Genomic DNA, 21,876 nt, shown 5'->3' with positions numbered 1-21,876 from the left:
GCTAGGTCTGGTCCGGCTGGTCGGGCTTCGTGTCCGCGGGGCCGGTCTCGGTGACGTCGGTTTTCTTCGTCGAGTCACCGTTCGGGAGGTCGAGCACGCCGCGCTGCTGATGCTCGGCGGCCTGGCGACGCCGGTCCTCCTCGGCGGCCAGCTGCATCGCGGTGCGCGACCACACGACCCGCGCCCAGTGGAACGTCAGCACGATCACCGCCAGCCAGCCGATGATCAGCCCGACGCCCGGGCCGGGATGCCCCACGGCGGTCTGACGCGACCACACGGCGAGCATCCCGAGCGCGCTGGCCACTGCGGAACCCGCCAACGCCACCCAGGCCAGTGCCCAGCGGCGGGTGATGAGCGCCAACGTCGAGAACCCGACCGAAAACACCAGCGCCAGCCAGGTGAACACCCGTGACGGCAGGGAGATGCCGTCGGCCACGGCCGTGGCGTCACCTACCAGAACGTCGAAGCCCTTGCTGGAACCGGTGTGCGGCAGCACGAACGACAGCAGCACCACGAAGACCAGGATCGCCACGACCATCGCGCGCGGACCCGAGTCGAACTCGCGGGTGACCTTGCGTTCGACGGCGGCGAGATCGTCCTTGAACCGCTCGAAGTCGCTTTCCTTGCTCAACAGCCACATCCTTCTGATGACGGCGGGGTCTGGGGCGCACCGATCCGGGGCAGCCCCAGGCCTACGCCGGTGCGGGGCCGCTGCCCGGCCGCATGGGCGTCACCGGCACGGGTCCTCCGGTGTGTGGCCAACGCAGCGTCGGCGATCAGGTGATGCGGCGCGGCGCCGGTCACCGTGGTGGTCACGATGTCACCGGGCCGAATGCTGTCGGCGCCGGGGCCGGGGCTGAAGTGCACCAGCCTGCCGTCGCGGGCCCGCCCCGACATCCGGGCGGTGGCGGCGTCCTTGCGTCCCTCGCCCGTGGCAACCAGCAGTTCGACCGTCCGGCCTATCTGAGCTTGGTTCTCCTGCAGCGAGATTCGCTCCTGCAGCTCGATCAGTCGCTGATAGCGTTCGGTGACAACCGCTTTCGGCAACTGATCGGGCATTTCGGCAGCCGGGGTACCGGGCCGGATCGAGTACTGGAAGGTGAACGCGCTCGCGAACCGCGACTGTGCGACCACATCGAGGGTGGCCTGGAAATCTTCCTCGGTCTCACCCGGGAAACCGACGATGAGATCGGTGGTGATCGCGGCGTCTGGGATCGCGGCGCGCACCTTGTCGATGATGCCCAGGTAGCGCTCAGCCCGGTACGAGCGCCGCATCGCCTTGAGGATGCGGTCCGAACCGGACTGCAGCGGCATGTGCAATGTCGGGCACACGTTCGGAGTCCGCGCCATCGCCTCGATCACATCGTCGGTGAACTCGGCCGGGTGCGGTGAGGTGAACCGCACCCGCTCCAGCCCGTCGATGTCGCCGCACGCGCGCAGCAGCTTTGCGAAGGCACTGCGGTCGCGCGGCACCTCCGGGTCGGCAAACGAGACGCCGTAGGCGTTCACGTTCTGGCCCAGCAGAGTGACCTCGAGCACACCCTGATCGGCCAAGGTCTGCACCTCGGCCAGGATGTCGCCGGGCCGCCGGTCCACCTCTTTGCCGCGCAGCGAGGGCACGATGCAGAAGGTGCAGGTGTTGTTACAACCGACCGAGATCGACACCCAGGCCGCATAGGCGGATTCGCGAGTCGCCGGAAGCGTGGACGGAAACTCCTGCAGGGCCTCGACGATCTCGACCTGGGCGGTGCGGTTGTGCCGCGCCCGTTCCAGCAGCACGGGAAGCGACCCGATGTTGTGCGTACCGAACACCACGTCGACCCACGGGGCGCGCCGCAACACCGAGTCGCGGTCTTTCTGCGCCAGGCATCCGCCGACGGCGATCTGCATGTTCGGATCGGACTGCTTGCGCGGGGCCAGGTGGCTGAGGTTGCCGTACAGCTTGTTGTCGGCGTTCTCCCGCACCGCACAGGTGTTGAACACCACGATGTCGGCGTCGGAGCCGTCGGGCGCCCGCCGGTATCCGGCATCTTCCAGCAGGCCCGACAGCCGCTCGGAGTCATGTACGTTCATCTGGCAGCCGTAGGTGCGGACCTGATAGGTGCGCACGTCGCGCTGTTCCTGTACCGACGACTCTTCGCGCGAGCGCTCGTCCGGCGCCGTCGCGTCCCGGTTCACCATCGTCGTCACGGCCTCAATGGTACGGACGGGTCCGAAACGTTAACGCGGCGGATTCATGAGATCCGGGCAGGCCGGACGTTCCCTGGGTAAGGTCACCTGCCATGGGAAGCCCCGGCGAGCAGCCGCAGGTCGACAATGCCGCACGACCAGATGTGCCGATGATCGCGCTGTCGGGGGTCAACAAGCACTTCGGCCCGCTGCACGTTCTCAACGACATCAACCTCGAAGTGGGCCGGGGCCAGGTGGTCGTGGTGCTGGGCCCGTCGGGTTCGGGCAAGTCCACGCTGTGCCGCACGATCAATCGGCTGGAGACCATCGACTCCGGCAGCATCGAGATCGACGGCCAGACCCTGCCGGCCGAGGGGCGCAAGCTGGCCCAGCTGCGCTCGGACGTCGGCATGGTCTTCCAGTCCTTCAACCTGTTCGCGCACAAGACGATCCTGGAGAACGTCACCCTCGCCCCGGTGAAGGTGCGCCGGAAGTCCAAGGCCGCAGCACGCGACAAGGCGATGGCCCTGCTGGATCGCGTCGGGGTGGCCAACCAGGCCGACAAGTACCCGGCCCAGCTGTCCGGTGGGCAGCAGCAACGCGTGGCCATCGCTCGGTCGTTGGCGATGGACCCGAAGGTGATGCTGTTCGACGAGCCGACCAGCGCGCTGGACCCCGAGATGATCAACGAGGTGCTGGCGGTGATGACCTCGTTGGCTTCCGAGGGCATGACGATGGTGGTGATCACCCACGAGATGGGTTTCGCCCGCCGGGCATCTGACCGGGTGGCGTTCATGGCCGACGGCGCGATTGTCGAAGACGCTCCACCGGCCGAGTTCTTCGACAATCCGAAATCCGAACGCGCCAAAGATTTTCTCGGCAAGATCCTGCACCACTGACCTCCGCACTAACGCTGCACCCGAAAGGAACCCGAACATGCCATCAGCGCCGTTCAAGTTGGTCGGTACCCTCGCGCTCGCGATCGCCCTCCCCTTCGCCGCGACCGCCTGTGGCGGTGGTGGCGACTCCGGCAAGATCGTCATCGGTACCAAGTACGACCAGCCCGGGCTCGGCCTGAAGAAGCCCGACGGCACCATGTCCGGGTTCGATGTCGACGTGGCCAAATACGTGGCCAACGAACTCGGCTACCCCGAGGACAAGATCGAGTGGAAGGAAGCGCCCTCGCCGCAGCGCGAGACGCTGATCCAGAACGGTCAGGTCGAATACATCGCGGGGACCTACTCGATCACCGATGCGCGCAAGGAGAAGGTCGACTTCGCGGGCCCGTACCTGCTCACCGGGCAGAGCCTGCTGGTGCGCGCCGACAACACCGACATCACCGGGGCAGCTTCGCTGGAGAACAACAAGAAGCTGTGCTCGGTGTCGGGGTCGACCCCGGCGCAGCGGATCAAGGACGAGTACCCGAAGGTGCAACTGCAGCAGTACGACACGTACACGCTGTGCCTGGACGCCCTCAAGAGCGGTGCCGTGGACGCGTTGACCACCGACGAGGTAATTCTGGCCGGCTACGCCGCGCAGAGCCCGGGCACGTTCAAGATCGCCGGTGACACCTTCTCCGAGGAGCGTTACGGCATCGGTCTGAAGAAGGGTGACACCGAGCTGCGCAACAAGATCAACGACGCGCTCGAGAAGATGGAATCCAGCGGAGCCTGGAAGGAAGCGTTCGAGCGCAACCTCGGCCCCGCGGGTATCACCACCCCGGCGCCGCCCGCCGTCGACCGCAACTGAGCCGGGTAGCGCGCCGATTGTGGAGATATTCGACGCATACCGCGACCAGATATTCGCGGCGTTCTGGACCACGATCCAGCTGACGGTGTACTCCGCGATCGGTGCGCTGATCCTGGGCACGGTGCTGGCCGCCATGCGGCTGGCACCGGTGCCGGTGCTGAACTGGCTCGGCGCCGCCTACGTGAACGTCATCCGCAACACTCCCCTGACCCTGATCATCGTGTTCTGTGCACTCGGGGTCGGTCAGACACTACGGATCACGCTGGTGGACCCGCATTCACCGACATCGATCGCCGACAGCAACTTTCGGCTGGCCGTACTCGGATTGACGGTCTATACCGCGTCTTTCGTATGCGAGACGGTGCGATCCGGGGTCAACACGGTGCCCATGGGTCAGGCCGAGGCGGCCCGGTCGCTGGGCTTGACCTTCGGGCAGAACCTGCGACTGATCCTGCTGCCCCAGGCATTTCGCGCAGTGATCATCCCGCTCGGATCGGTGTTGATCGCATTGACGAAGAACACCACGATCGCCTCGGCGATCGGCGTGGCGGAAGCGGCGCTTTTGATGAAGGAGATGATCGAGTCGACTGCCGCAGTGCTCACCGTCGGCGCCATCATGGCCGCCGGGTTCATCCTGCTGACCTTGCCGATGGGGCTGTTGTTCGGCTGGTTGGGTAAGCGACTCGCGGTGGCACGGTGATGAGCGCTTGCGCGAAGAACGGACCCACACCGATGAGCGCTTGCGCGAAGAACGGGCAGGCGCCGATGAGCGCTTGCGCGAAGAACGGGCAGGCACGGTAATGGCCGCATCGGTGCTGTTCGACGCCCCGGGTCCCAGGGCACGGGTACGCAACAACGTCCTGACGGTGCTCGCCGCGTTTGCCGCGCTCGCACTGATCGCCTTCGTGCTCTTCCGGTTGTGGGAGAAAGACCAACTCCAGCCCGCGAAGTGGAAGCCGTTCCTCACCTCGGATCCGTGGGTCACCTACGTGTTGCCCGGCATCGAGGGAACGTTGACGGCTGCGGCGATATCGATCGTTCTGGCCCTGGTGCTCGGCTTGATGCTCGGTATCGGTCGCCTGGCGCCGATCGCGCCGATCCGATGGACCTGCGCGGTCATCGTGGAGTTCTTCCGCGCCGTGCCGGTGCTGATCATGATGCTGTTCGCGTTCTTCCTCTACAGCATGCTCGACTTCGGGACATTCGACGAGTTCTTGACCAGGCACGTGGCGCTGGCCGGCGTGGTGACCGGGTTGACCCTCTACAACGGCGCGGTGATTGCCGAAATCGTTCGGGCCGGCGTCCATTCCCTTCCTCGTGGCCAGCAGGAGGCTGCGTGGTCGCTGGGATTGACGTGGACGCAGACCATGCGCCTGATCCTGTTGCCGCAGGCCATCACCGCGATGCTGCCGGTGCTGGTTTCGCAACTGGTCGTGGTGCTCAAGGACACCGCAATCGGTTATCAGATCACATTCGTGGAGATGGTTCGCCAGGGCACGAACATCGGGTCGGCCTACGGCAACATCCTGCCCGCACTGATCGTCATCGCGATCTTGATGATCAGCGTCAACATGGCATTGTCGTCGTTGGCCACCAGGATCGAGCAGCGCTTGCGTCGTTCCAGCCGCGGGCCCGCGCCACTGGAGCCCGAGGAGGTCGAGCAGGAGGGCGCACCGGGCGCACAGATGTTGCACCCCCCACGCGACTGATCACACCCGGCGGCGCTCCCGTTCGGCGGCAAGCTCGACACTGACGACGTCGAAGGCCATCGACTGGTTGTAGCCACGACGGGCCAGCATGCCGACCAATCGGCGAGTCACCTTCACATCGCCGTCCTCGTCATCGAGCCGTTCACGACGCAGCTTGTCGCGGACCAACTGCTCGGCCCGTTGTCGCTCGGCCGCCGGATCCAGATCGGCCAGTGCAGCGTCGATGACGTCATTGTCGACGCCCTTCTTGCGGAGTTCGACGGCCAAGGCGCGCTTGCCTTTTCCCGCGTTGGCGTGCCGTGACCGCACCCACTGCTCGGCGAAGTCCTCGTCATCGATCAGCCCGACCTCGGTGAGCCGGTCGAGCACTTTGGCGCTGAGGTCTTCTTCGTAGCCCCGTTTGGTGAGCTGCTCGGTCAACTCGGCGCGGGTGCGGGCCCGTACGGTGAGCAGGCGCAGACAGACGTTCTTGGCCTGTTCCTCGCGTTTGCGAGGATCCTGCGCCTGCTCCCCCTCGGGCGTACCCGACGGCTCAGAAATCAACCGGGGCGGGAAGGACGTCATCAGCGGTCGCCTCGGCGGTCACAACGGCACCGATACCGAGCTTTTCCTTGATCTTCTTCTCGACCTCGTTCGCGACGTCGACGTTTTCCAGCAGGAACTTGCGGGCGTTCTCCTTGCCCTGGCCCAGCTGCTCACCCTCATAGGTGAACCAGGACCCGGACTTGCGGATGAAGCCGTGCTCGACACCCATGTCGATGAGCGAACCTTCGCGGCTGATGCCCTGGCCGTACAGGATGTCGAACTCGGCCTGCTTGAACGGCGGCGACACCTTGTTCTTGACGACCTTGACGCGGGTGCGGTTACCGACCGCGTCGGTGCCGTCCTTGAGTGTCTCGATGCGACGCACGTCCAGGCGTACCGAGGCATAGAACTTCAAAGCCTTACCGCCCGTGGTGGTTTCGGGCGAGCCGAACATCACGCCGATCTTCTCGCGGAGCTGGTTGATGAAGATCGCGGTGGTACCCGAGTTGTTCAGCGCGCCGGTCATCTTGCGCAGCGCCTGGCTCATCAGGCGGGCTTGCAGGCCGACGTGGCTGTCACCCATCTCGCCCTCGATCTCAGCGCGGGGCACCAGGGCGGCCACCGAGTCGATCACCAGGATGTCCAGCGCGCCCGAGCGCACCAGCATGTCGGCGATCTCCAGCGCCTGCTCGCCGGTGTCCGGCTGGCTCACCAGCAGCGAATCGGTGTCCACACCGAGCTTCTTGGCGTACTCGGGATCCAGGGCATGCTCGGCGTCGATGAACGCCGCGATGCCACCGGCGGCCTGGGCGTTGGCCACCGCATGCAGCGCCACAGTGGTCTTACCCGAGGATTCCGGGCCATAGATCTCGACCACCCGGCCGCGCGGCAGGCCGCCGATGCCGAGGGCCACATCCAGGGAGATCGAACCGGTGGGGATCACCGAAATCGGCTGGCGCACCTCCTCGCCGAGGCGCATCACCGAGCCTTTACCGAAGTTCTTGTCGATCTGGGCCATCGCCAGTTCGAGCGCTTTTTCGCGATCAGGGGCCTGCTGCGCCATGATGGTGCCTCTCCAAGTAGTCGTGTTGACCGGTGTTCCGATCGGTTGGCCGTGACGCTAGGCCAGGGCACCGACAAGTCGGTCGAACACCGCCCACACTAGACGAACATCTGTTCGACTCAAGTAGACACGCCGTGTCCGCGGCGAAACGGGCCTATCGTGAGAAGCATCCGGCCCGGAGACGGGGCAGCGATGCATGAGATGGCGATCACCCAGAGCGTTGTCGATGCGGTGTGCGAGCACGCCGCAGGCCGGCGTGTGCACAGCGTGAAGCTCGAGGTGGGCGCCTTGTGCGCGGTCGTTCCCGACTCCATGCTGTTCTGCTTCGACCTGGTCACCCAGGGCACGATTGCCGATGGCGCCCGCCTCGACCTCGACATCCAACCGGGTGCGGCGCACTGCCGCAGCTGCGGAGCGCAGTTCGACCTGCCCGATCTGATCCTGTTGTGCCCGTGCGGAAGCGCCGACGTCGAGGTCACCGCCGGCCGGGACCTGCGGATCCTCTCGATGGAAGTGAGCTGACATGTGCGCAACCTGCGGCTGCGGCCAGGACGGTGCGGTCATCACCCTCGCCGGTCATGACCACCAACACCCCCACGACCACCAACACCCGCACCCTCACAACCACGACCACGACCACGACCACGACCACGACCACGACCACACCGAGACCATCTCGCTGGAGCAGAAGGTGCTGGCCAAGAACGACCTCGTCGCCGAACAGAACCGGCAGTGGCTCGCCGAGCGCGGCATCCTGGCGCTCAACATCACCAGTTCCCCGGGTGCGGGCAAGACGACGTTGCTGGAACGGACCATCCGCGAGCTCGGCAAGACCCGCGTGGTCACGGTGATCGAAGGAGACCAGGAGACACTGCTCGACGCCGACCGGATCCGGGCCGCGGGAGCCCGCGCGGTTCAGGTCAACACCGGCGCGGGGTGCCACCTGGACGCCGCGATGATCAGGCGGGCACTCGAAAGCCTCGATCCCGATCCCGGGTCAGTGCTGTTCATCGAGAACGTCGGCAACCTCGTCTGCCCTGCACTGTTCGACCTCGGTGAACACAGCAAGGTCGTCGTCGTATCGGTGACCGAGGGCGCCGACAAACCGCTGAAGTACCCGCACATGTTCGCCGCGGCGGGCCTGGTCGTCCTCAACAAGGTCGACCTGCTCCCCTATGTCGACTTCGATCTTGAAACGTGTTGTCGCCATGCACGATCCGTCAATCCTGAGGTCACGATCCTGCCCACCTCGGCGACCCGCGGCAACGGCCTCGACGCCTGGTATGCCTGGGTTGACACACAGGTAAACACTGCCGCACCGGGCTAACCCGTTGACAAGACAACCACCCAGGAAACTATCCCGGAGTTTGAGGTCTCGAGCAGGCGGTGCACGGCTAAGCTCGAGCCATTGGGGCCGTCAGCCCTGGCCCCGGAAAGCTGTGACATATGCCAACCGAGGTAGCAGTCAAAGCGGAAGAGGCACTGATCCACGTGCTGTGGATCAACGCCGGTCTGAGTTGTGACGGTGATTCGGTGGCGTTGACTGCCGCCACCCAACCGAGCATCGAGGAGATCGCCCTCGGGGCGCTTCCCGGTCTGCCCAAGATCGCCGTCCATTGGCCCCTGATCGACTTCGAGTGCGGTCCGAGCGGGGGCGCCGACGATTTCCTGTCGTGGTTCTTCAAGGCCGAACGAGGGGAACTGGAGCCCTTCGTCCTGGTCGTCGAGGGGTCCATCCCGAACGAGCAGGTCAAGGAAGAAGGCTATTGGTGCGGGTTCGGCAACAACCCCGCGACCAATCAGCCCATGACCACCAGCGAGTGGCTGGACCGGCTCACACCCAAGGCCACCGCCGTCGTCGCCGTCGGTACGTGCGCCACCTATGGCGGCATCCATGCGATGGCCGGTAACCCGACCGGCGCGATGGGTGTTCCCGACTATCTGGGTTGGGACTGGAAGAGCAAGGCAGGCATCCCGATCGTCTGTGTCCCGGGCTGTCCGATCCAGCCGGACAATCTCGCCGAGACCCTGACCTACCTGCTGTACATGGCCACCGACCAGGCTCCGATGATCCCGTTGGACGAAGAGCTTCGTCCCACCTGGCTGTTCGGCAAGACCGTCCACGAAGGATGCGACCGGGCGGGCTATTACGAGCAGGGCGACTTCGCGACCGAATATGGATCGCCGAAATGCATTGTGAAACTGGGCTGTTGGGGTCCGGTCGTCAAATGCAACGTCCCCAAGCGCGGCTGGATCAACGGTATCGGCGGTTGCCCGAACGTCGGCGGCATCTGCATCGGGTGCACGATGCCGGGATTCCCGGACAAGTTCATGCCGTTCATGGACGAGCCGCCGGGCGGCAAGGTGTCGACCGCGGCGTCAGGCCTTTACGGCTCGGTGATCCGCAGCCTGCGGCATGTCACGGGTCACACCGTCGACAAAGAGCCCAAGTGGCGCCATCGCGGCACCAAGCTCGACACCGGAGCGACCCGCACCTGGTGAGCCGGGCGGGCCGCTGGTCCGCCCACGCCCGTCCTCGACGGCATTGCACACGTCGGAGCCCGTTGCAGTACAGCTGTTTACACGAAAGTGAAGTTCGATGACCGGAACAATCATCCCCGAACCCTCACAAGTGAAGCGCGAGCCCGGTCAACTGGTGGAGATGGCGTGGGACCCGATCACGCGCATCGTCGGCAGCCTCGGCATCTACACCAAGATCGACTTCGAGAACCGCGAGGTGGTCGAGTGCCACAGCACGTCGTCGATCTTCCGCGGCTACTCGATCTTCATGAAAGGCAAGGATCCTCGCGACGCACACTTCATCACCAGCCGCATCTGCGGTATCTGCGGCGACAATCACGCCACCTGTTCGTGCTACTGCCAGAACATGGCCTACGGGGTCAAACCCCCGCACCTGGGCGAATGGTTGGTCAACCTGGGCGAGGCCGCGGAATACATGTTCGACCACAACATCTTCCAAGAGAACCTGGTCGGCGTGGACTACTGCGAAAAGATGGTGTCGGAGACCAATCCGAGCGTGCTGGCCAAGGCCGAGAACACCCCCGCACCCCATGCCGACGCACACGGCCACCGGACGATCGCCGACATCATGCGTGCGCTCAATCCGTTCACCGGCGAGTTCTACCGCGAGGCACTGCAGGTCAGTCGGTGGACCCGGGAGATGTTCTGTCTGATGGAGGGCCGCCACGTCCACCCGTCGACCCTGTACCCGGGCGGTATCGGCACCACGGCGACGATTCAGCTGATGACCGACTACATGACCCGGCTGATGCGCTATGTCGAGTTCATGAAGAAGGTCGTGCCGATGCACGACGACCTCTTCGACTTCTTCTACGAAGCGCTCCCCGGCTACGACAAGGTCGGCCTCCGGCGCACGCTACTGGGCTGCTGGGGGTCCTTCCAGGATCCCGAAGTCTGCAACTTCGCCTACAAGGACATGGAGCGCTGGGGTGACGCCATGTTCGTCACCCCCGGCGTGGTGGTGGACGGCAAGTTGGTGACCCATTCGCTGGTCGACATCAACCTCGGGATCCGAATTCTGCTGGGCAGCAGCTACTACGACGACTGGACCGACCAGGAGATGTTCGTCAAGACAGACCCGCTCGGCAACCCGATCGACCGGCGCCACCCGTGGAACCAGCACACCAACCCCAAGCCGCAGAAGCGGGATTTCGACGAGAACTACAGCTGGGTGATGTCGCCGCGATGGTTCGACGGCAAGGACCACCTGGCGCTGGACACCGGGGGCGGTCCGCTGGCCCGCCTGTGGTCCACCGCGCTGGCCGGACTCGTCGACATCGACTACGTCAAGGCCACGGGCACCAGTGTGCAGATCAACCTGCCCAAGACTGCACTCAAGGGCCCGGTCGAACTGGAATGGAAGATCCCGGCCAAGGGCAGCAACACCATTGAGCGCAACCGGGCCCGCACCTACTTCCAGGCCTATGCCGCGGCCTGCGCGCTGCACTTCGCCGAGAAGGCCCTGGTGGAGATCCGGGCCGGCCGCACCAAGACCTGGGAGAAATTCGAGGTGCCCGACGAAGCCATCGGCTGCGGCTTCACCGAGGCCGTGCGCGGAGTACTCAGCCACCACATGGTGATCCGCGACGGCAAGATCGCCAACTACCACCCGTATCCCCCGACTCCGTGGAACGCCAATCCGCGCGACAGCTACGGCACCCCTGGCCCCTACGAGGATGCGGTACAGGGTCAGCCGATCTTCGAGGAGAACGATCGGGAACATTTCAAAGGCATCGACGTCATGCGGACAGTCCGCAGCTTCGATCCGTGTCTGCCCTGTGGGGTGCACATGTACCTGGGCAACGGAAAGTCGTTGGAGCTGATGCACTCTCCCACTCAATCCGCCACCGGGGAATAACATATGACGCCCGCCGCTGAGTCAGTCCCGGACCTCCCCGAGGAAGACACCCGATGGCGCACGGCGGGCGATCGTATCGAGGACCTGCTGCAGGCTTGTGGCGCAGGCGGTTCGGTGGCCCTGGATCGGGCCGAACAACTCGTCCGCGAGGTGACCGACCTCTACGGTGCCGCGCTGGCGCGGTTGCTACGGATGGCCACGGACACCGACCCCTCGCTGGCGGAGACCGTCGCCGCCGACGATCTGGTGGCCAGCCTGCTGTTGGTGCACGGTCTGCATCCACATCCGGTCGAGCGGCGAATCGCCGATGCGCTCGACGGGGTCCGCCCGTACCTCGGCTCCCACGGGGGCGATGTCCACGTGCTCGAGGTCGCACCGCCCGTGGTCCGGCTGCGGTTCGCCGGAAGCTGCAAGAGCTGCCCGTCTTCGGCGGTCACGCTCGAGTTGACGATCGAGGACGCCATCATGGCGGCCGCACCCGAGATCTCGTCGATCGACGTCGTCACCGACGATCCTGGAACACAGGTGATACCCGCCGAGTCGTTGTTGACCCGGCTGCACGGCGACGGCCACCGCCACGCCAGCTGGCAACCCGTCCCCGCGCTCGCCGAACTTGCGCCGGGTGCGGTCGGCGGATTCGAGGTGGCCGGTGCCCCGGTGCTGGCGTGCCGGATCGGTGACGAGTTCTTCGCCTACCGGGACCGCTGTCCGAGCTGTGGCGGCCGATTTGCCGGGGCCGCGCTGGCCGGCGCCGAATTGCGCTGCCCGCAATGCGGTACCGGTTTCGACGTCATCCACGCCGGCGTCGCGGTCCACGACGCCACCGGCCTGCATCTGGAGCCCATCCCGGTTCTGCTGCGAGACGAAGTCCTGTCGATGGCGATGGCGACGGAGATCGCCTCATGACCGGGCCGCTGGACGTACTGGCGCGTATCCGGGCCGACCGGGGCACGCCCGCACAGGTCGGCCAGCAGTGTGAGATGTGCAGCGAACAGATCGCCGACGAGCACCAGCACGTGGTCAACATCGAAGGCCGCCAACTACTGTGCGTGTGCCGTGGCTGTTATCTCCTGTTCACCGACGCCCGCGCCGAGCTGCGCTACCGCGCGGTGCCCGACCGCTACCTGACGTTCGAGGATTTCGCCGTCGGCAGGCGCGAATGGGAGTCCCTGCAGATTCCGGTCGGACTCGCGTTCTTCCTCCGAAACTCGGTACAGGATCGCGTGGCGGCGTTCTATCCGGGCCCCGCCGGGGCCACCGAGTCCGAGCTCGACCTCGACACCTGGAACTCCGTCCGGGCCGCCGACGCCCGGGTGGATCTGCTGGCCGAAGACACCGAAGCTCTCATCTTCCGGGTCACCGATGACGAAAGCCGGCCGCCGGCCTGCCATCTGGTGCCGATCGACGCCTGCTACGAGTTCGTCGGCCGGCTTCGGGCCCTGTGGCGCGGCTTCGACGGCGGGCAGGATGTGCGCAAGTACGTCGACGAGTTCTTCGGCACGCTCGTCGACCGCGGCAAGGTGGTGGCGCGATGACCGAGCCCGCCTCGCCCACCACCTCGGTGACCTTCTCCGTGCTGGACATCACGCCCGAACCGTATGCGGTGACGCCGACCCTGTCCGCCAGGGTGGGCGTCGCCGCGGTCGGTGAGGATCCCGTTCACGCCATAGCGCTGCGGTGCCAGGTGCGGATAGAACCACTGCGGCGCAACTACAACGATGCCGAAGCGGCGGGCATGCTGGACCTGTTCGGCCCGCGGGAACGCTGGGGCACCACGCAACGCAGTTTCCTGTGGCAGCACAGCACCGCCATGATCCCCGGGTTCACCGGCACCACCCAGGTCGACATGCCGCTGGAGTGCACCTACGACCTGGAGGTGGTGGGAGCCAAGTACCTGCACGCACTCGACGACGGCACGGTGCCGCTGCAGTTCCTGTTCAGCGGAACGGTTTTCACCCGCGGATCTCGCGGCTTTGCCGTCCAACAGGTGCCATGGGACCGAGAAGACCATTTCGACATGCCGGTCTCGGTGTGGCACCAGCTGATGGCCCAGCATTTCCCCAACACCGGCTGGCTGCGGCTGCGCCACGACATCCTCGACGAGCTGGCCAACTACAAGTCACGTTGGGGCATGCTGTCTTTCGAGGCCGCGATCGACAACCTGTTGACCAGACAGGACATTCGATGAGCCGCAATCTGGATCAGGTTTTCGCGGTCGCCGACGCCGTCCTCTACGAGGGGTATCTGCTCTACCCCTACCGGGCCAGTTCGGGTAAGAATCAGTCCCGCTGGCAGTTCGGCGTGCTGGGCCCGGCCGGTGCCGAGCCGGCCGGCCTCGGCGAGGACAGCGTGCTGTCCACCCAACTCCTCGTGCGGCCCGGGAAACGCGCGACGCTCGCGATCGTCACGCGCTTTCTGCAGTTGCAGCACCGGGGCGTCGAGCGCCGAACTGGCGACGACGGGTACGAGCCGGTCGACGAGCTGACCACGGCTACCCAGTCGTGGCTGAGCTGGGATGAGGCGGTCGAGTGCGAGATCGATTCTGGGCCATGGGCCCTGGCTGATCTGATTGTCCCGCAAGGGGATTCCTTCGCCATCACATCCGGCACCGACATCGAGGATGTCGAGGGCGGCAGGTTGGTCCGCTCCCGGCGCGAGCTGCTGGGCGAGCTGACCATCGGCGCGGAGGCCGACGGTGATCTCCTGCGGGTGAGCCTCACCGTCCGCAACATCGCACCGCCTGTCGCCGACAAGCAGGACGCGATCGCCGTGTCGTTGATCGGCACCCACCTGATCGTCGAGGTCACCGACGGCGAGTTCGTCTCCCTGCTCGAGCCGGACGCGGCCGCGGCCGCCGCGGCGGCGCGGTGTCGCCACCATCGGTGCTTCCCGGTGCTGGCCGGCCGGGCGGGCGAACACCACCTGATGTTGGTATCGCCGATCATCCTCTACGACCATCCCGAGATCGCCGACCAGAGCGCCGGTGCGCTGTACGACTCATGCGAGATCGACGAAATCCTCACCCTGCGCGTCATGACGATGACCGATGAGGAGAAGGCGCAGGCTCGCGCCACCGACGCCCGGGCGGCGGACATCATCGACCGCTGCGATTCGATGTCTGCCGAGGCGATGCTCAACCTGCACGGGGTGCTGCGTGATCCACATGCCGCCGCTCCAAACCTGATTCCCGAAGTGCCCGAGGGGATCGACTGGTGGGATCCGTTGGCCGACACCGCAGTCGATCCAGGATCCGACGCTGTCATGGTCAACGGCGTACGGGTCAGCCGGGGCAGCCGGGTGCGCCTCCACCCGCTGCGACGCGCCGACGCCCAGGACCTGTTCTTCGCCGATCGGCTGGCGCGGGTGACCTCGGTGCACGAGACCGTCGACGGCGAGCGGCATGTCGGCGTGGTGCTCGAGGACGATCCGGCGGCTGATCTGCACGAGTGGTACGGCCGCTATCTGTACTTCGCCCCGGATGAAGTCGAACCGGTGGTGCAGTGAGAGGAGTTGGAGATGGAAGTTGTGGGTTGGATCGCTGTGATCGCCGTCGCGGCAGTCGCGGTCGCCGGAGTGGTGGTCGGGGTCCGGTCTATTCCCGACGCCCGGCGGTACCTGAAGATGCGACGCATGTAGGGGGTGGATCACGCCTTCAGTTCTGATAGCCGGTATCGGCAACATCTTCCTGGGTGACGACGGATTCGGTCCCGAGGTCATGCGGCATCTGCCGCCGAACCTGGCGGGGCCGGATGTCCGGTTGTGCGACTACGGGATACGTGGGGTGCACCTGGCCTACGACCTGCTCGACGGCTGGGGTGCCCTGATCCTGGTCGATGCGTTGCCCAGCCGGGACCGGCCCGGCACGCTGCACGTCTTCGAGGCCGATCGGGACAACCTCTCGCCGGGCTCTGGTCTGGACGCACATGCGATGGATCCCGCCGCGGTGTTCGCCAGCCTGCACGCGCTGGGTGGCACCCTGCCGTACACCGTCGTCATCGGTTGTGAGGTGGCCACGGTGGCTGACGGCATCGGACTCTCGGAACCCGTTGCCGCGGCTGTCCCCGATGCGGTACGGGCGGTGGAAGCCGCCGTGGCGCGATTGTCGACCACGGTCGGGCAGGGCTGAGTCATGTGCCTTGGAATCCCTGGCCAAGTGGTCCGAATGTTGCCGGGATACGGCGACCAGTTGGCGCTGGTCGATGTCGCCGGCGAGCAACGCAAGGTCAACGTCGGCATGCTGCCCGAACAGTCTTTCTCCCCCGGCGACTGGGTGATCATCCACATGGGCTTCGCAGTCGAGAAGACCGACCACGCCGGCGCCGAGGCCGCGATGCGGGGCCTGGAGTTGCTGGGGCGCGGACGAGACCCCGAGGCGGCACCGTGACCGCGCGGCGCCGGATGCGCATCGGCGTACACGGAGTCGTCCAGGGCGTGGGGTTTCGTCCCTTCGTCTACACCACCGCGGCCGCACTCGGGCTGACAGGCTGCGTCCGCAACGACAGTTCCGGTGCCGTCATCGAGATCGAAGGTGCTCCGGGCGATCTCGACGCCTTCCTGGATCGGCTGCGTACCGACCCGCCGCCGCTGGCGATGATCGAATCGGTCGACACCCGCACGATTCCCCTGGCAGGCGGGACGGGATTCACGATCGCCGACACCACTCGCGCCGGCGGTGGTCGCACCCTGGCCTCCCCCGACGTGGCGATGTGTCCGGAATGTACTGCTGAGCAACGTGATCCGTCCAATCGACGGTACCGCCACGCCTTCGTCAACTGCACCAACTGCGGGCCCAGGTTCACCATCATCGCCGCACTGCCCTACGACCGCGACGCCACCACGATGGCAGGTTTCGCGATGTGCCCCGAATGTGCGCGCGAGTACGGCGACCCCGCCGACCGCCGCTTCCATGCCCAGCCCGTGTGCTGCCCGAATTGCGGGCCGACGCTGCGGTTCCGCGATCGCTCTGGCGGGTTCATCGACGGTGAAGCCGGCCTGCGGCACGCCAGGCGGCTACTGGTAGACGGTGCGGTACTCGCGGTCAAGGGCATCGGCGGCTATCACCTCGCCTGTGCCGCCACCGACGCCGCCGCGGTCACCGAACTCCGCAGCCGTAAACGCCGCGGCGACAAGCCGTTCGCGGTGATGGTGCCCGATCTGCTCACCGCACGCGAGATCGCCGAAGTCGATGCGACCGCGGCTCGGGTGCTGTGCGGACCGCAACGGCCGATCGTCCTCCTGCCCCGGTCGGTCGGTGCGCCGGTCGCCGAATCGGTGGCACCCGGCAGCCCGGATCTCGGCGTCCTGCTCGCCTACACGCCGCTGCACACCCTGCTTTTCGGACTTCCCGGTGATCCCCCGGGCCCGAGAGTTCTGGTGATGACGTCGGCCAACGTCAGTGGTGAACCGATCTGCTTCTCGGATGGCGATGCACTGCAGCGGCTCTCACACATCGCGGACGGATGGCTGATGCACGACCGCGCGATCCTGGTGCCCTGCGACGATTCGGTCGTCCGAGTCGCCGACGGCGAAGAGCTGGCCATCCGCAGATCCCGCGGATACGCACCGCTGCCGATCGCCCTGCCGGTCGCGGTGCCGCCGACCCTGGCGGTGGGCGCCGATCTCAAGAACACGATCGCGGTGGCCGAGGGCGGGTACGCCTGGCTGAGCGCCTATATCGGCGACATGGACAGCCTGGCCACCTTGTCGGCGTTCGAGCGCGCAGTTCCGCACCTGGAAGCCCTGACCGGCGTGGAGCCCGAGACCCTGGTCTGCGACGCACATCCGGGGTACCGGTCCAGCGACTGGGCTCATCGCCGGGGCGGGCCCCGCCCGGTGCGCACGGTCCAGCACCACCACGCCCACATCGCCGCGGTGATGGCCGAACACGGCCTGGACGGCGCGCGGGAGGTGCTCGGATTCGCCTTCGACGGAACCGGTTACGGCCCCGACGGCACGGTGTGGGGCGGTGAGGTACTGGTCGCCGACTACAAGGGCTTCCGGCGGGTTGCCCATCTCAGGCAGGTACCGCAGGCCGGCGGTGACATCAGCGTGCTACGGCCCTACCGGATGGCGCTGTCGCACCTGTGGGCAGCCGGACTGCCGTGGGATCCCGATCTACCGCCGGTCCGCGCCTGCCCCGACGACGAACAACGGACCCTGGCTCATCAACTGACAATCGGTGCCGGCTGCGTGCCGACGTCGAGTATGGGCCGGTTGTTCGACGCGGTGTCGGCGCTGATCGGGGTGCGGCAGACGGTTGCCTACGAGGCCCAAGCGGCCATCGAGCTGGAAGGGATGGCGCGCAGCACCGAGCCGGGCGCCCACCGTTACGCGTTCGACGTGGACTCCGGCACGGCACCTGCCGTCATCGACCCGGCCCCGGTGCTCGCGACGATCATCGCCGACCTGCGGTCCGACGTGCCACCGGCGGTGATCGGGGCCCGATTCCACCGTGCGGTCGCCGAACTCATCGTCGAACTGGCGCTCGCGCTATCGGAGGCGGACGGCGCTGCGGGGTATCCGGTGGCGTTGACCGGTGGGGTTTTCCAGAACCTTCTGCTGCTACGCCGCACTGTGGCCGGGCTGCATCGGCACGGGCTGACGGTGATCACCCACCGCCGGGTGCCGCCGAACGACGGTGGAATCGCGCTGGGCCAACTGCTGATCGGGAATGCGGGGTGACACCATGACCGCACCTCCGAGACAGCACCTGCCCGCCGGATACGAGTTGTTCGGCCGCTACGCCTTCCCCCCCAACGAACTCGGGTATTGCGGGCCCGCGGGCCCGGCTGTCGTGCCCGAGCACAACCCTGCCGAACTCGCCTCCCATGCACGGGAGTTCGACGGCGCCTGGCCCTATCTGCGGTCCATCGCCGACACGATCGGCGCAGATCCCCTTGACGTGGACGTGGTTCGCAGCTACTGGGTCGGCGGACCGCACCTGGACCGGGTGGACCCTGGCGGCCTGCTGGCCCAGTTACGGGCGGCGTTCCAGGGGCAGGTGACCGGTGCGCTCGACACCGTGGCTGCCGCGGGAACTTCGGGCAAGGTACTGGCACACCACAGCTTCCACGTGTTCGTCGTCTACCCGTGGATCCGATTTCTGGATCGGGATCCGGGCACCGCCCTGCATGTCCTGCAGAACTGCCGGATCCGTTGGGGCACAGTCACAGCGGTCGAGGACGAGCACATCTTCATCGAATCCTGCCCGTTGGCGATGGAACACAGTCGCCTCACGCTCGGTGCCCCCGTCATCCAACGGGTCCGGTGGAGCCGCGACGGGAAATCCCTGACGCACCTGCCCACCGTGGGAGACACCGTATCGGCACACTGGGATTGGGTGTGCGACACGTTGACGTCCGAGGGCACCTCGGCGTTGACCGACGCCACCCGCGCCACCCTCGACCTGGTCAACACAGGAGGTCGATCATGAGTACCACGACACCTGCCGTCACACCCACCATGCCCGGGCCGCCGGGGACCCCGTTCGTGGATCCGGACCTGGCCGCCGATCTGGCCGTGGCAGCCCTCGATGTGGCCCGCAAGTTCCACGATGGTGCCACGCTGTGGGTGATTGCGCCGCAATGGGAACCGCATGCACATCACGTGGCCGTCGAGTTCGTCCACCCGGTGATCGTCGGGAAGCGCGCGCTGCCCTCGGTCGCGCTGGTGGAGCCCGATCCCGTGGCCCAGGCCCGGGTGGCCGCCCAGCCCGGGGACCTGCTGCTGGCGGTGGCCACGGCCGATCAACCGGCCGCGGTCGACGCCATGCGGCGGGCGGGCGCCTGGGGCGTCACGACGTTGTGGATCGGCTGCGGCCCACGGCCTCCGACCGGCGCCGCCCACCACGTCCTGTGGGTCGACTCCAACGACCCGATGGTCCCGGCCACCGGCCGGTTCGTCCTGATCTACCACCTGTTGTGGGAGCTCACCCATGTGTGCTTCGAACATCCCGGCCTGTTGACGGCCGAGCCCGAAGACACCGGACCGTCCTGCGTCACGTGTGGCGACGAAGGCCGCTTGGCCGAGATCGTCCTCGCGCCCAACGAGGCAGCTGGGCAAGCGCTGGTCCGCAGCGCCGCCGGGGAGGAATGGGTGGACACCGCGATGCTCGACCACGCCGCAGTCAACGACCTGGTCCTGGTGCACGCGGGTACCGCGATCGCGTCGATGGATGAAGGCAGGTGAAACCATGAGCCAAACAGAGAGCACCGGATTCCTCTACCCGTTCATCGAGTCCGAGGAGACCGATGTCCGGCCGCTGCTCGACGACCTGGCCGCCTCGGCGCGCGGCAAAGCCACCGAAAGTGCCCGGTTACAACAGGAATCGCTGCGGGAGTACGCCACGGACCTGACCGCGGCAGGGGCCGCGATGGCCGACCGGTTCCTGCGCGGCGGCCGCCTGTACACCCTGGGAAACGGCGGCAGCTCGACCGACGCGGCCACGCTGGCCTCGCTGTTCAGCCGGCCCGCGGTGGGCAGACCGGTGGCGGCCTGGTCCCTGGCCGCCGACGAGGCGGTGGTCACCGCGCTGGGTAACGACGTGGGTTTCGATCTGATCTTCAAACGCCAGATCATCGCCCACGCCCGGAATCGCGACATCGCCATCGCCCTGTCCACCTCGGGCAACTCCGAGGATCTGATGACAGCCATCGCCGAGGCCAGACAGCGCGGTGTACTCACCATCGGTTTCTCCGGGCACGACGGCGGGCGGATGGCCATCGTGTCCGGTGAGAACGGCGATCTGGACTTCTGTTTCACCGTGCACAGCCAGAGCATTCATCGCATCCAGGAGAGTCACGCGATGCTCGGTTACCGGCTGTGGACAGTGGTGCAAGAACAGATGTCGCGAGCGTACGCATCATGAGCACCGTCGCCGCCTCGACCGCAGCCCAACGCGAGGACCGCGTGCTCGAGCGGATCGAGAAGTTCCGGCAGCGGCGGCCGCGCCTGCTCGACGAGGTGGTGACCCTGGCGCACGGAGCCGGCGGAAAGTCCTCGGCGGCACTGGTCGACGCCGTCTTCGTCGAGGCGTTCCGCAATCCCGAACTCGAACAACTCGGGGACGCGGCGCTGCTGCGCACCCCGTCGGGCGACACCCTGGCGTTCTCGACTGATTCCTATGTGGTTGCGCCACACCGCTTTCCCGGCGGATCGATCGGGCACGTCGCAGTGCACGGAACCATCAACGACCTGGCGGTCTCGGGTGCTCGGCCGCAATGGCTGTCCGCGGGCTTCGTCATCGAGGAGGGTTTCCCGATCGCCGAATTGCGGGAGATCGTCGCCGACATGAGCGAGGCCGCCGCGCGTGCCGGTGTCCAGATCGTCACCGGCGACACGAAAGTCGTCGGCAAGGGTGCCGCCGACGGCATCTACATCTGCACGGCGGGCGTCGGCGTCGTGCCGGCGGGCAGACGGCTGTCGCGCGAGAAGGTGCGCATCGGGGACCAGGTCCTGCTGTCGGGCACCATCGGTGACCACGGAATGGCGGTCATGCTCGCCCGAGGCGATCTGGCCATCGACGCCGACATCGCCTCTGACACCGCACCTGTGCACGAACTCGTCGAGTCGCTGCTGGCCGCCGCACCGTCCACCCGGTGGATGCGCGACGCCACCCGCGGCGGGGTCGGCACAGTGTGCAACGAGCTGGCCAAGGACTCACCGTTCGCGGTGATCCTCGACGAGGACCGCATACCCATAGAGCCACAGGTCGCGGGAGCCTGCGACCTGCTGGGCATCGACCCCCTCTACGTCGCCAACGAAGGGAAATTCCTCGCGGTCGTCGCCCCCGAGGAGGCCGACGCGGCGGTAACCGCATTGCACACCCATCTGCAGGGCGCCCGGGCCGCGGTGGTCGGTGAGATCGTCGCCGCACCGCCCGGAATCGTCGCGCTGCGTACCGCTTTCGGCGGCAGCCGGATCGTCGACATGCTGGTGGGCGATCCGCTCCCCCGGATCTGCTAGGCGAAAGGAGCAGTTCCCATGTGTCTGGGCATTCCCGGTCAGGTGGTCGACATCGTCGACGCCGAGGCCCACCTCGCCAAGGTCGACGTCAACGGCGTGCGCCGGGTGATCAGCGTGCGTCTGCTCGCCGACGACAACCTGCGGGTCGGCGACTGGGTCCTGGTGCACGTCGGGTTCGCGATGGCCAAGATCGACGAGCGCGAGGCGACGCTGACGCTCGATCAGGTGCAGAAGATGGGCGCCGACTACACGACGGAGATCGACGCCTTCAATTCCTCCGAAATCGCTTGACGCAAAGA

At 66.5% G+C, this 21,876-nt stretch carries 25 protein-coding genes; 21 read left to right on the top strand and 4 right to left on the bottom strand.

The window, feature by feature from the left end:
- Nucleotide 1 precedes the first annotated feature (1 nt).
- Together E0T84_RS13440 and miaB are read right to left on the bottom strand one after the other, a co-directional pair.
- Nucleotides 2-640 (bottom strand): hypothetical protein, encoded by a 639-nt coding sequence (locus tag E0T84_RS13440; protein WP_138744689.1) that lies wholly within the window; start codon nt 638-640, stop codon nt 2-4.
- Entirely contained in the window at nt 628-2,181 is a 1,554-nt protein-coding gene (gene miaB, locus E0T84_RS13435; protein ID WP_138744706.1) for a tRNA (N6-isopentenyl adenosine(37)-C2)-methylthiotransferase MiaB, read from the bottom strand. Before miaB ends, E0T84_RS13440 begins: the two co-directional genes overlap by 13 nt.
- A gap of 158 nt (nt 2,182-2,339) precedes the next feature.
- Between miaB and E0T84_RS13430 the strand changes: the two genes are divergently transcribed.
- The 4 genes from E0T84_RS13430 (at nt 2,340) to E0T84_RS13415 (ending at nt 5,627) form a co-directional block, all read left to right on the top strand.
- The gene (locus tag E0T84_RS13430; protein WP_171055018.1) at nt 2,340-3,068 is read left to right on the top strand and encodes an amino acid ABC transporter ATP-binding protein; all 729 of its coding nucleotides are present in this window, start codon (nt 2,340-2,342) and stop codon (nt 3,066-3,068) included.
- Between the two features lie 37 nt (nt 3,069-3,105).
- A complete protein-coding gene (locus tag E0T84_RS13425; RefSeq protein WP_070186555.1) occupies nt 3,106-3,918 on the top strand; it encodes a glutamate ABC transporter substrate-binding protein in 813 nt (270 codons plus the stop codon).
- 19 nt (nt 3,919-3,937) lie between these two features.
- On the top strand, nt 3,938-4,618 hold the full coding sequence (locus E0T84_RS13420; protein ID WP_070944018.1) for an amino acid ABC transporter permease: 681 nt from the start codon (nt 3,938-3,940) through the stop codon (nt 4,616-4,618).
- Nucleotides 4,619-4,718: 100 nt separating this feature from the next.
- A complete protein-coding gene (locus tag E0T84_RS13415) occupies nt 4,719-5,627 on the top strand; it encodes an amino acid ABC transporter permease (protein WP_070186557.1) in 909 nt (302 codons plus the stop codon).
- Here E0T84_RS13415 and recX read toward each other — a convergent pair whose 3' ends face one another.
- Entirely contained in the window at nt 5,628-6,191 is a 564-nt protein-coding gene (gene recX / locus E0T84_RS13410) for a recombination regulator RecX (RefSeq protein WP_070186558.1), read from the bottom strand.
- Entirely contained in the window at nt 6,160-7,215 is a 1,056-nt protein-coding gene (gene recA, locus E0T84_RS13405; RefSeq protein ID WP_070186559.1) for a recombinase RecA, read from the bottom strand. Before recA ends, recX begins: the two co-directional genes overlap by 32 nt.
- 192 nt (nt 7,216-7,407) lie before the next feature.
- Here recA and E0T84_RS13400 point away from each other — a divergent pair, with 192 nt between their 5' ends.
- From E0T84_RS13400 to E0T84_RS13320, 17 genes are all read left to right on the top strand, one after another.
- Complete coding sequence (locus E0T84_RS13400; protein WP_070186560.1) at nt 7,408-7,737, top strand: hydrogenase maturation nickel metallochaperone HypA; 330 nt, start codon at nt 7,408-7,410, stop codon at nt 7,735-7,737.
- Nucleotide 7,738: 1 nt separating this feature from the next.
- On the top strand, nt 7,739-8,542 hold the full coding sequence (gene hypB, locus E0T84_RS13395) for a hydrogenase nickel incorporation protein HypB (protein WP_138744687.1): 804 nt from the start codon (nt 7,739-7,741) through the stop codon (nt 8,540-8,542).
- A gap of 119 nt (nt 8,543-8,661) precedes the next feature.
- Complete coding sequence (locus E0T84_RS13390) at nt 8,662-9,717, top strand: hydrogenase expression protein HypE (RefSeq protein WP_138744686.1); 1,056 nt, start codon at nt 8,662-8,664, stop codon at nt 9,715-9,717.
- A 97-nt stretch (nt 9,718-9,814) separates the two neighbouring features.
- Nucleotides 9,815-11,614, top strand: coding sequence for a nickel-dependent hydrogenase large subunit (locus E0T84_RS13385; protein WP_138744685.1), 1,800 nt, complete (start codon nt 9,815-9,817; stop codon nt 11,612-11,614).
- A 3-nt stretch (nt 11,615-11,617) separates the two neighbouring features.
- Nucleotides 11,618-12,520 carry a NifU family protein gene (locus tag E0T84_RS13380; protein WP_138744684.1) on the top strand — a complete coding sequence of 301 codons (903 nt, stop codon included), beginning with the start codon at nt 11,618-11,620 and terminating at the stop codon, nt 12,518-12,520.
- Entirely contained in the window at nt 12,517-13,149 is a 633-nt protein-coding gene (locus E0T84_RS13375; RefSeq protein ID WP_138744683.1) for a DUF5947 family protein, read from the top strand. Before E0T84_RS13380 ends, E0T84_RS13375 begins: the two co-directional genes overlap by 4 nt.
- On the top strand, nt 13,146-13,802 hold the full coding sequence (locus tag E0T84_RS13370) for a DUF6084 family protein (RefSeq protein ID WP_138744682.1): 657 nt from the start codon (nt 13,146-13,148) through the stop codon (nt 13,800-13,802). Before E0T84_RS13375 ends, E0T84_RS13370 begins: the two co-directional genes overlap by 4 nt.
- Entirely contained in the window at nt 13,799-15,118 is a 1,320-nt protein-coding gene (locus tag E0T84_RS13365; RefSeq protein WP_138744681.1) for a hypothetical protein, read from the top strand. The genes E0T84_RS13370 and E0T84_RS13365 overlap by 4 nt, the downstream gene beginning before the upstream one ends.
- A 12-nt stretch (nt 15,119-15,130) precedes the next feature.
- Nucleotides 15,131-15,250: a hypothetical protein gene (locus E0T84_RS32725; protein ID WP_138744680.1), complete on the top strand. Its 120-nt coding sequence runs from the start codon at nt 15,131-15,133 to the stop codon at nt 15,248-15,250.
- 7 nt (nt 15,251-15,257) lie between these two features.
- Complete coding sequence (locus tag E0T84_RS13355) at nt 15,258-15,740, top strand: hydrogenase maturation protease (RefSeq protein ID WP_138744679.1); 483 nt, start codon at nt 15,258-15,260, stop codon at nt 15,738-15,740.
- A 3-nt stretch (nt 15,741-15,743) separates the two neighbouring features.
- On the top strand, nt 15,744-15,998 hold the full coding sequence (locus E0T84_RS13350) for a HypC/HybG/HupF family hydrogenase formation chaperone (RefSeq protein WP_138744678.1): 255 nt from the start codon (nt 15,744-15,746) through the stop codon (nt 15,996-15,998).
- The gene (gene hypF / locus E0T84_RS13345; RefSeq protein ID WP_138744677.1) at nt 15,995-18,295 is read left to right on the top strand and encodes a carbamoyltransferase HypF; all 2,301 of its coding nucleotides are present in this window, start codon (nt 15,995-15,997) and stop codon (nt 18,293-18,295) included. The genes E0T84_RS13350 and hypF overlap by 4 nt, the downstream gene beginning before the upstream one ends.
- Nucleotides 18,296-18,299: 4 nt before the next feature.
- Nucleotides 18,300-19,046: a DUF6390 family protein gene (locus E0T84_RS13340; RefSeq protein WP_138744676.1), complete on the top strand. Its 747-nt coding sequence runs from the start codon at nt 18,300-18,302 to the stop codon at nt 19,044-19,046.
- 29 nt (nt 19,047-19,075) lie between these two features.
- Nucleotides 19,076-19,801: a hydrogenase assembly protein HupF gene (locus E0T84_RS13335; RefSeq protein WP_138744705.1), complete on the top strand. Its 726-nt coding sequence runs from the start codon at nt 19,076-19,078 to the stop codon at nt 19,799-19,801.
- A gap of 4 nt (nt 19,802-19,805) precedes the next feature.
- A complete protein-coding gene (locus E0T84_RS13330; RefSeq protein WP_138744675.1) occupies nt 19,806-20,480 on the top strand; it encodes an SIS domain-containing protein in 675 nt (224 codons plus the stop codon).
- Nucleotides 20,477-21,577, top strand: coding sequence for a hydrogenase expression/formation protein HypE (hypE, locus tag E0T84_RS13325; protein ID WP_138744674.1), 1,101 nt, complete (start codon nt 20,477-20,479; stop codon nt 21,575-21,577). Before E0T84_RS13330 ends, hypE begins: the two co-directional genes overlap by 4 nt.
- 18 nt (nt 21,578-21,595) lie before the next feature.
- A complete protein-coding gene (locus E0T84_RS13320) occupies nt 21,596-21,868 on the top strand; it encodes a HypC/HybG/HupF family hydrogenase formation chaperone (RefSeq protein WP_044517788.1) in 273 nt (90 codons plus the stop codon).
- Nucleotides 21,869-21,876 lie beyond the last annotated feature (8 nt).

This window comes from Mycobacterium sp. DBP42, from assembly GCF_005924235.1.
In the GTDB taxonomy this organism is placed as follows: domain Bacteria; phylum Actinomycetota; class Actinomycetes; order Mycobacteriales; family Mycobacteriaceae; genus Mycobacterium; species Mycobacterium syngnathidarum.
Note: the sequence above shows the minus strand (reverse complement) of the source record. Positions and strands in the feature narration are given on the sequence as shown.

Bases quoted from the DNA above. Each gene is read 5' to 3' on its own strand.
- E0T84_RS13430 (WP_171055018.1), top strand. From the start codon at position 2,340: ATGATCGCGCTGTCGGGGGTCAACAAGCACTTCGGCCCGCTGCACGTT.
- E0T84_RS13350 (WP_138744678.1), top strand. From the start codon at position 15,744: ATGTGCCTTGGAATCCCTGGCCAAGTGGTCCGAATGTTGCCGGGATAC.
- E0T84_RS13375 (WP_138744683.1), top strand. From the start codon at position 12,517: ATGACCGGGCCGCTGGACGTACTGGCGCGTATCCGGGCCGACCGGGGC.
- E0T84_RS13320 (WP_044517788.1), top strand. From the start codon at position 21,596: ATGTGTCTGGGCATTCCCGGTCAGGTGGTCGACATCGTCGACGCCGAG.
- recX (WP_070186558.1), bottom strand. From the start codon at position 6,191: ATGACGTCCTTCCCGCCCCGGTTGATTTCTGAGCCGTCGGGTACGCCC.
- E0T84_RS13385 (WP_138744685.1), top strand. From the start codon at position 9,815: ATGACCGGAACAATCATCCCCGAACCCTCACAAGTGAAGCGCGAGCCC.
- E0T84_RS13380 (WP_138744684.1), top strand. From the start codon at position 11,618: ATGACGCCCGCCGCTGAGTCAGTCCCGGACCTCCCCGAGGAAGACACC.
- hypE (WP_138744674.1), top strand. From the start codon at position 20,477: ATGAGCACCGTCGCCGCCTCGACCGCAGCCCAACGCGAGGACCGCGTG.
- miaB (WP_138744706.1), bottom strand. From the start codon at position 2,181: ATGGTGAACCGGGACGCGACGGCGCCGGACGAGCGCTCGCGCGAAGAG.
- hypB (WP_138744687.1), top strand. From the start codon at position 7,739: ATGTGCGCAACCTGCGGCTGCGGCCAGGACGGTGCGGTCATCACCCTC.
- E0T84_RS13425 (WP_070186555.1), top strand. From the start codon at position 3,106: ATGCCATCAGCGCCGTTCAAGTTGGTCGGTACCCTCGCGCTCGCGATC.
- recA (WP_070186559.1), bottom strand. From the start codon at position 7,215: ATGGCGCAGCAGGCCCCTGATCGCGAAAAAGCGCTCGAACTGGCGATG.
- E0T84_RS13400 (WP_070186560.1), top strand. From the start codon at position 7,408: ATGCATGAGATGGCGATCACCCAGAGCGTTGTCGATGCGGTGTGCGAG.
- E0T84_RS13340 (WP_138744676.1), top strand. From the start codon at position 18,300: ATGACCGCACCTCCGAGACAGCACCTGCCCGCCGGATACGAGTTGTTC.
- E0T84_RS13390 (WP_138744686.1), top strand. From the start codon at position 8,662: ATGCCAACCGAGGTAGCAGTCAAAGCGGAAGAGGCACTGATCCACGTG.
- E0T84_RS13365 (WP_138744681.1), top strand. From the start codon at position 13,799: ATGAGCCGCAATCTGGATCAGGTTTTCGCGGTCGCCGACGCCGTCCTC.
- E0T84_RS13335 (WP_138744705.1), top strand. From the start codon at position 19,076: ATGCCCGGGCCGCCGGGGACCCCGTTCGTGGATCCGGACCTGGCCGCC.
- E0T84_RS13330 (WP_138744675.1), top strand. From the start codon at position 19,806: ATGAGCCAAACAGAGAGCACCGGATTCCTCTACCCGTTCATCGAGTCC.
- E0T84_RS13370 (WP_138744682.1), top strand. From the start codon at position 13,146: ATGACCGAGCCCGCCTCGCCCACCACCTCGGTGACCTTCTCCGTGCTG.
- E0T84_RS13440 (WP_138744689.1), bottom strand. From the start codon at position 640: ATGTGGCTGTTGAGCAAGGAAAGCGACTTCGAGCGGTTCAAGGACGAT.
- E0T84_RS32725 (WP_138744680.1), top strand. From the start codon at position 15,131: ATGGAAGTTGTGGGTTGGATCGCTGTGATCGCCGTCGCGGCAGTCGCG.
- E0T84_RS13415 (WP_070186557.1), top strand. From the start codon at position 4,719: ATGGCCGCATCGGTGCTGTTCGACGCCCCGGGTCCCAGGGCACGGGTA.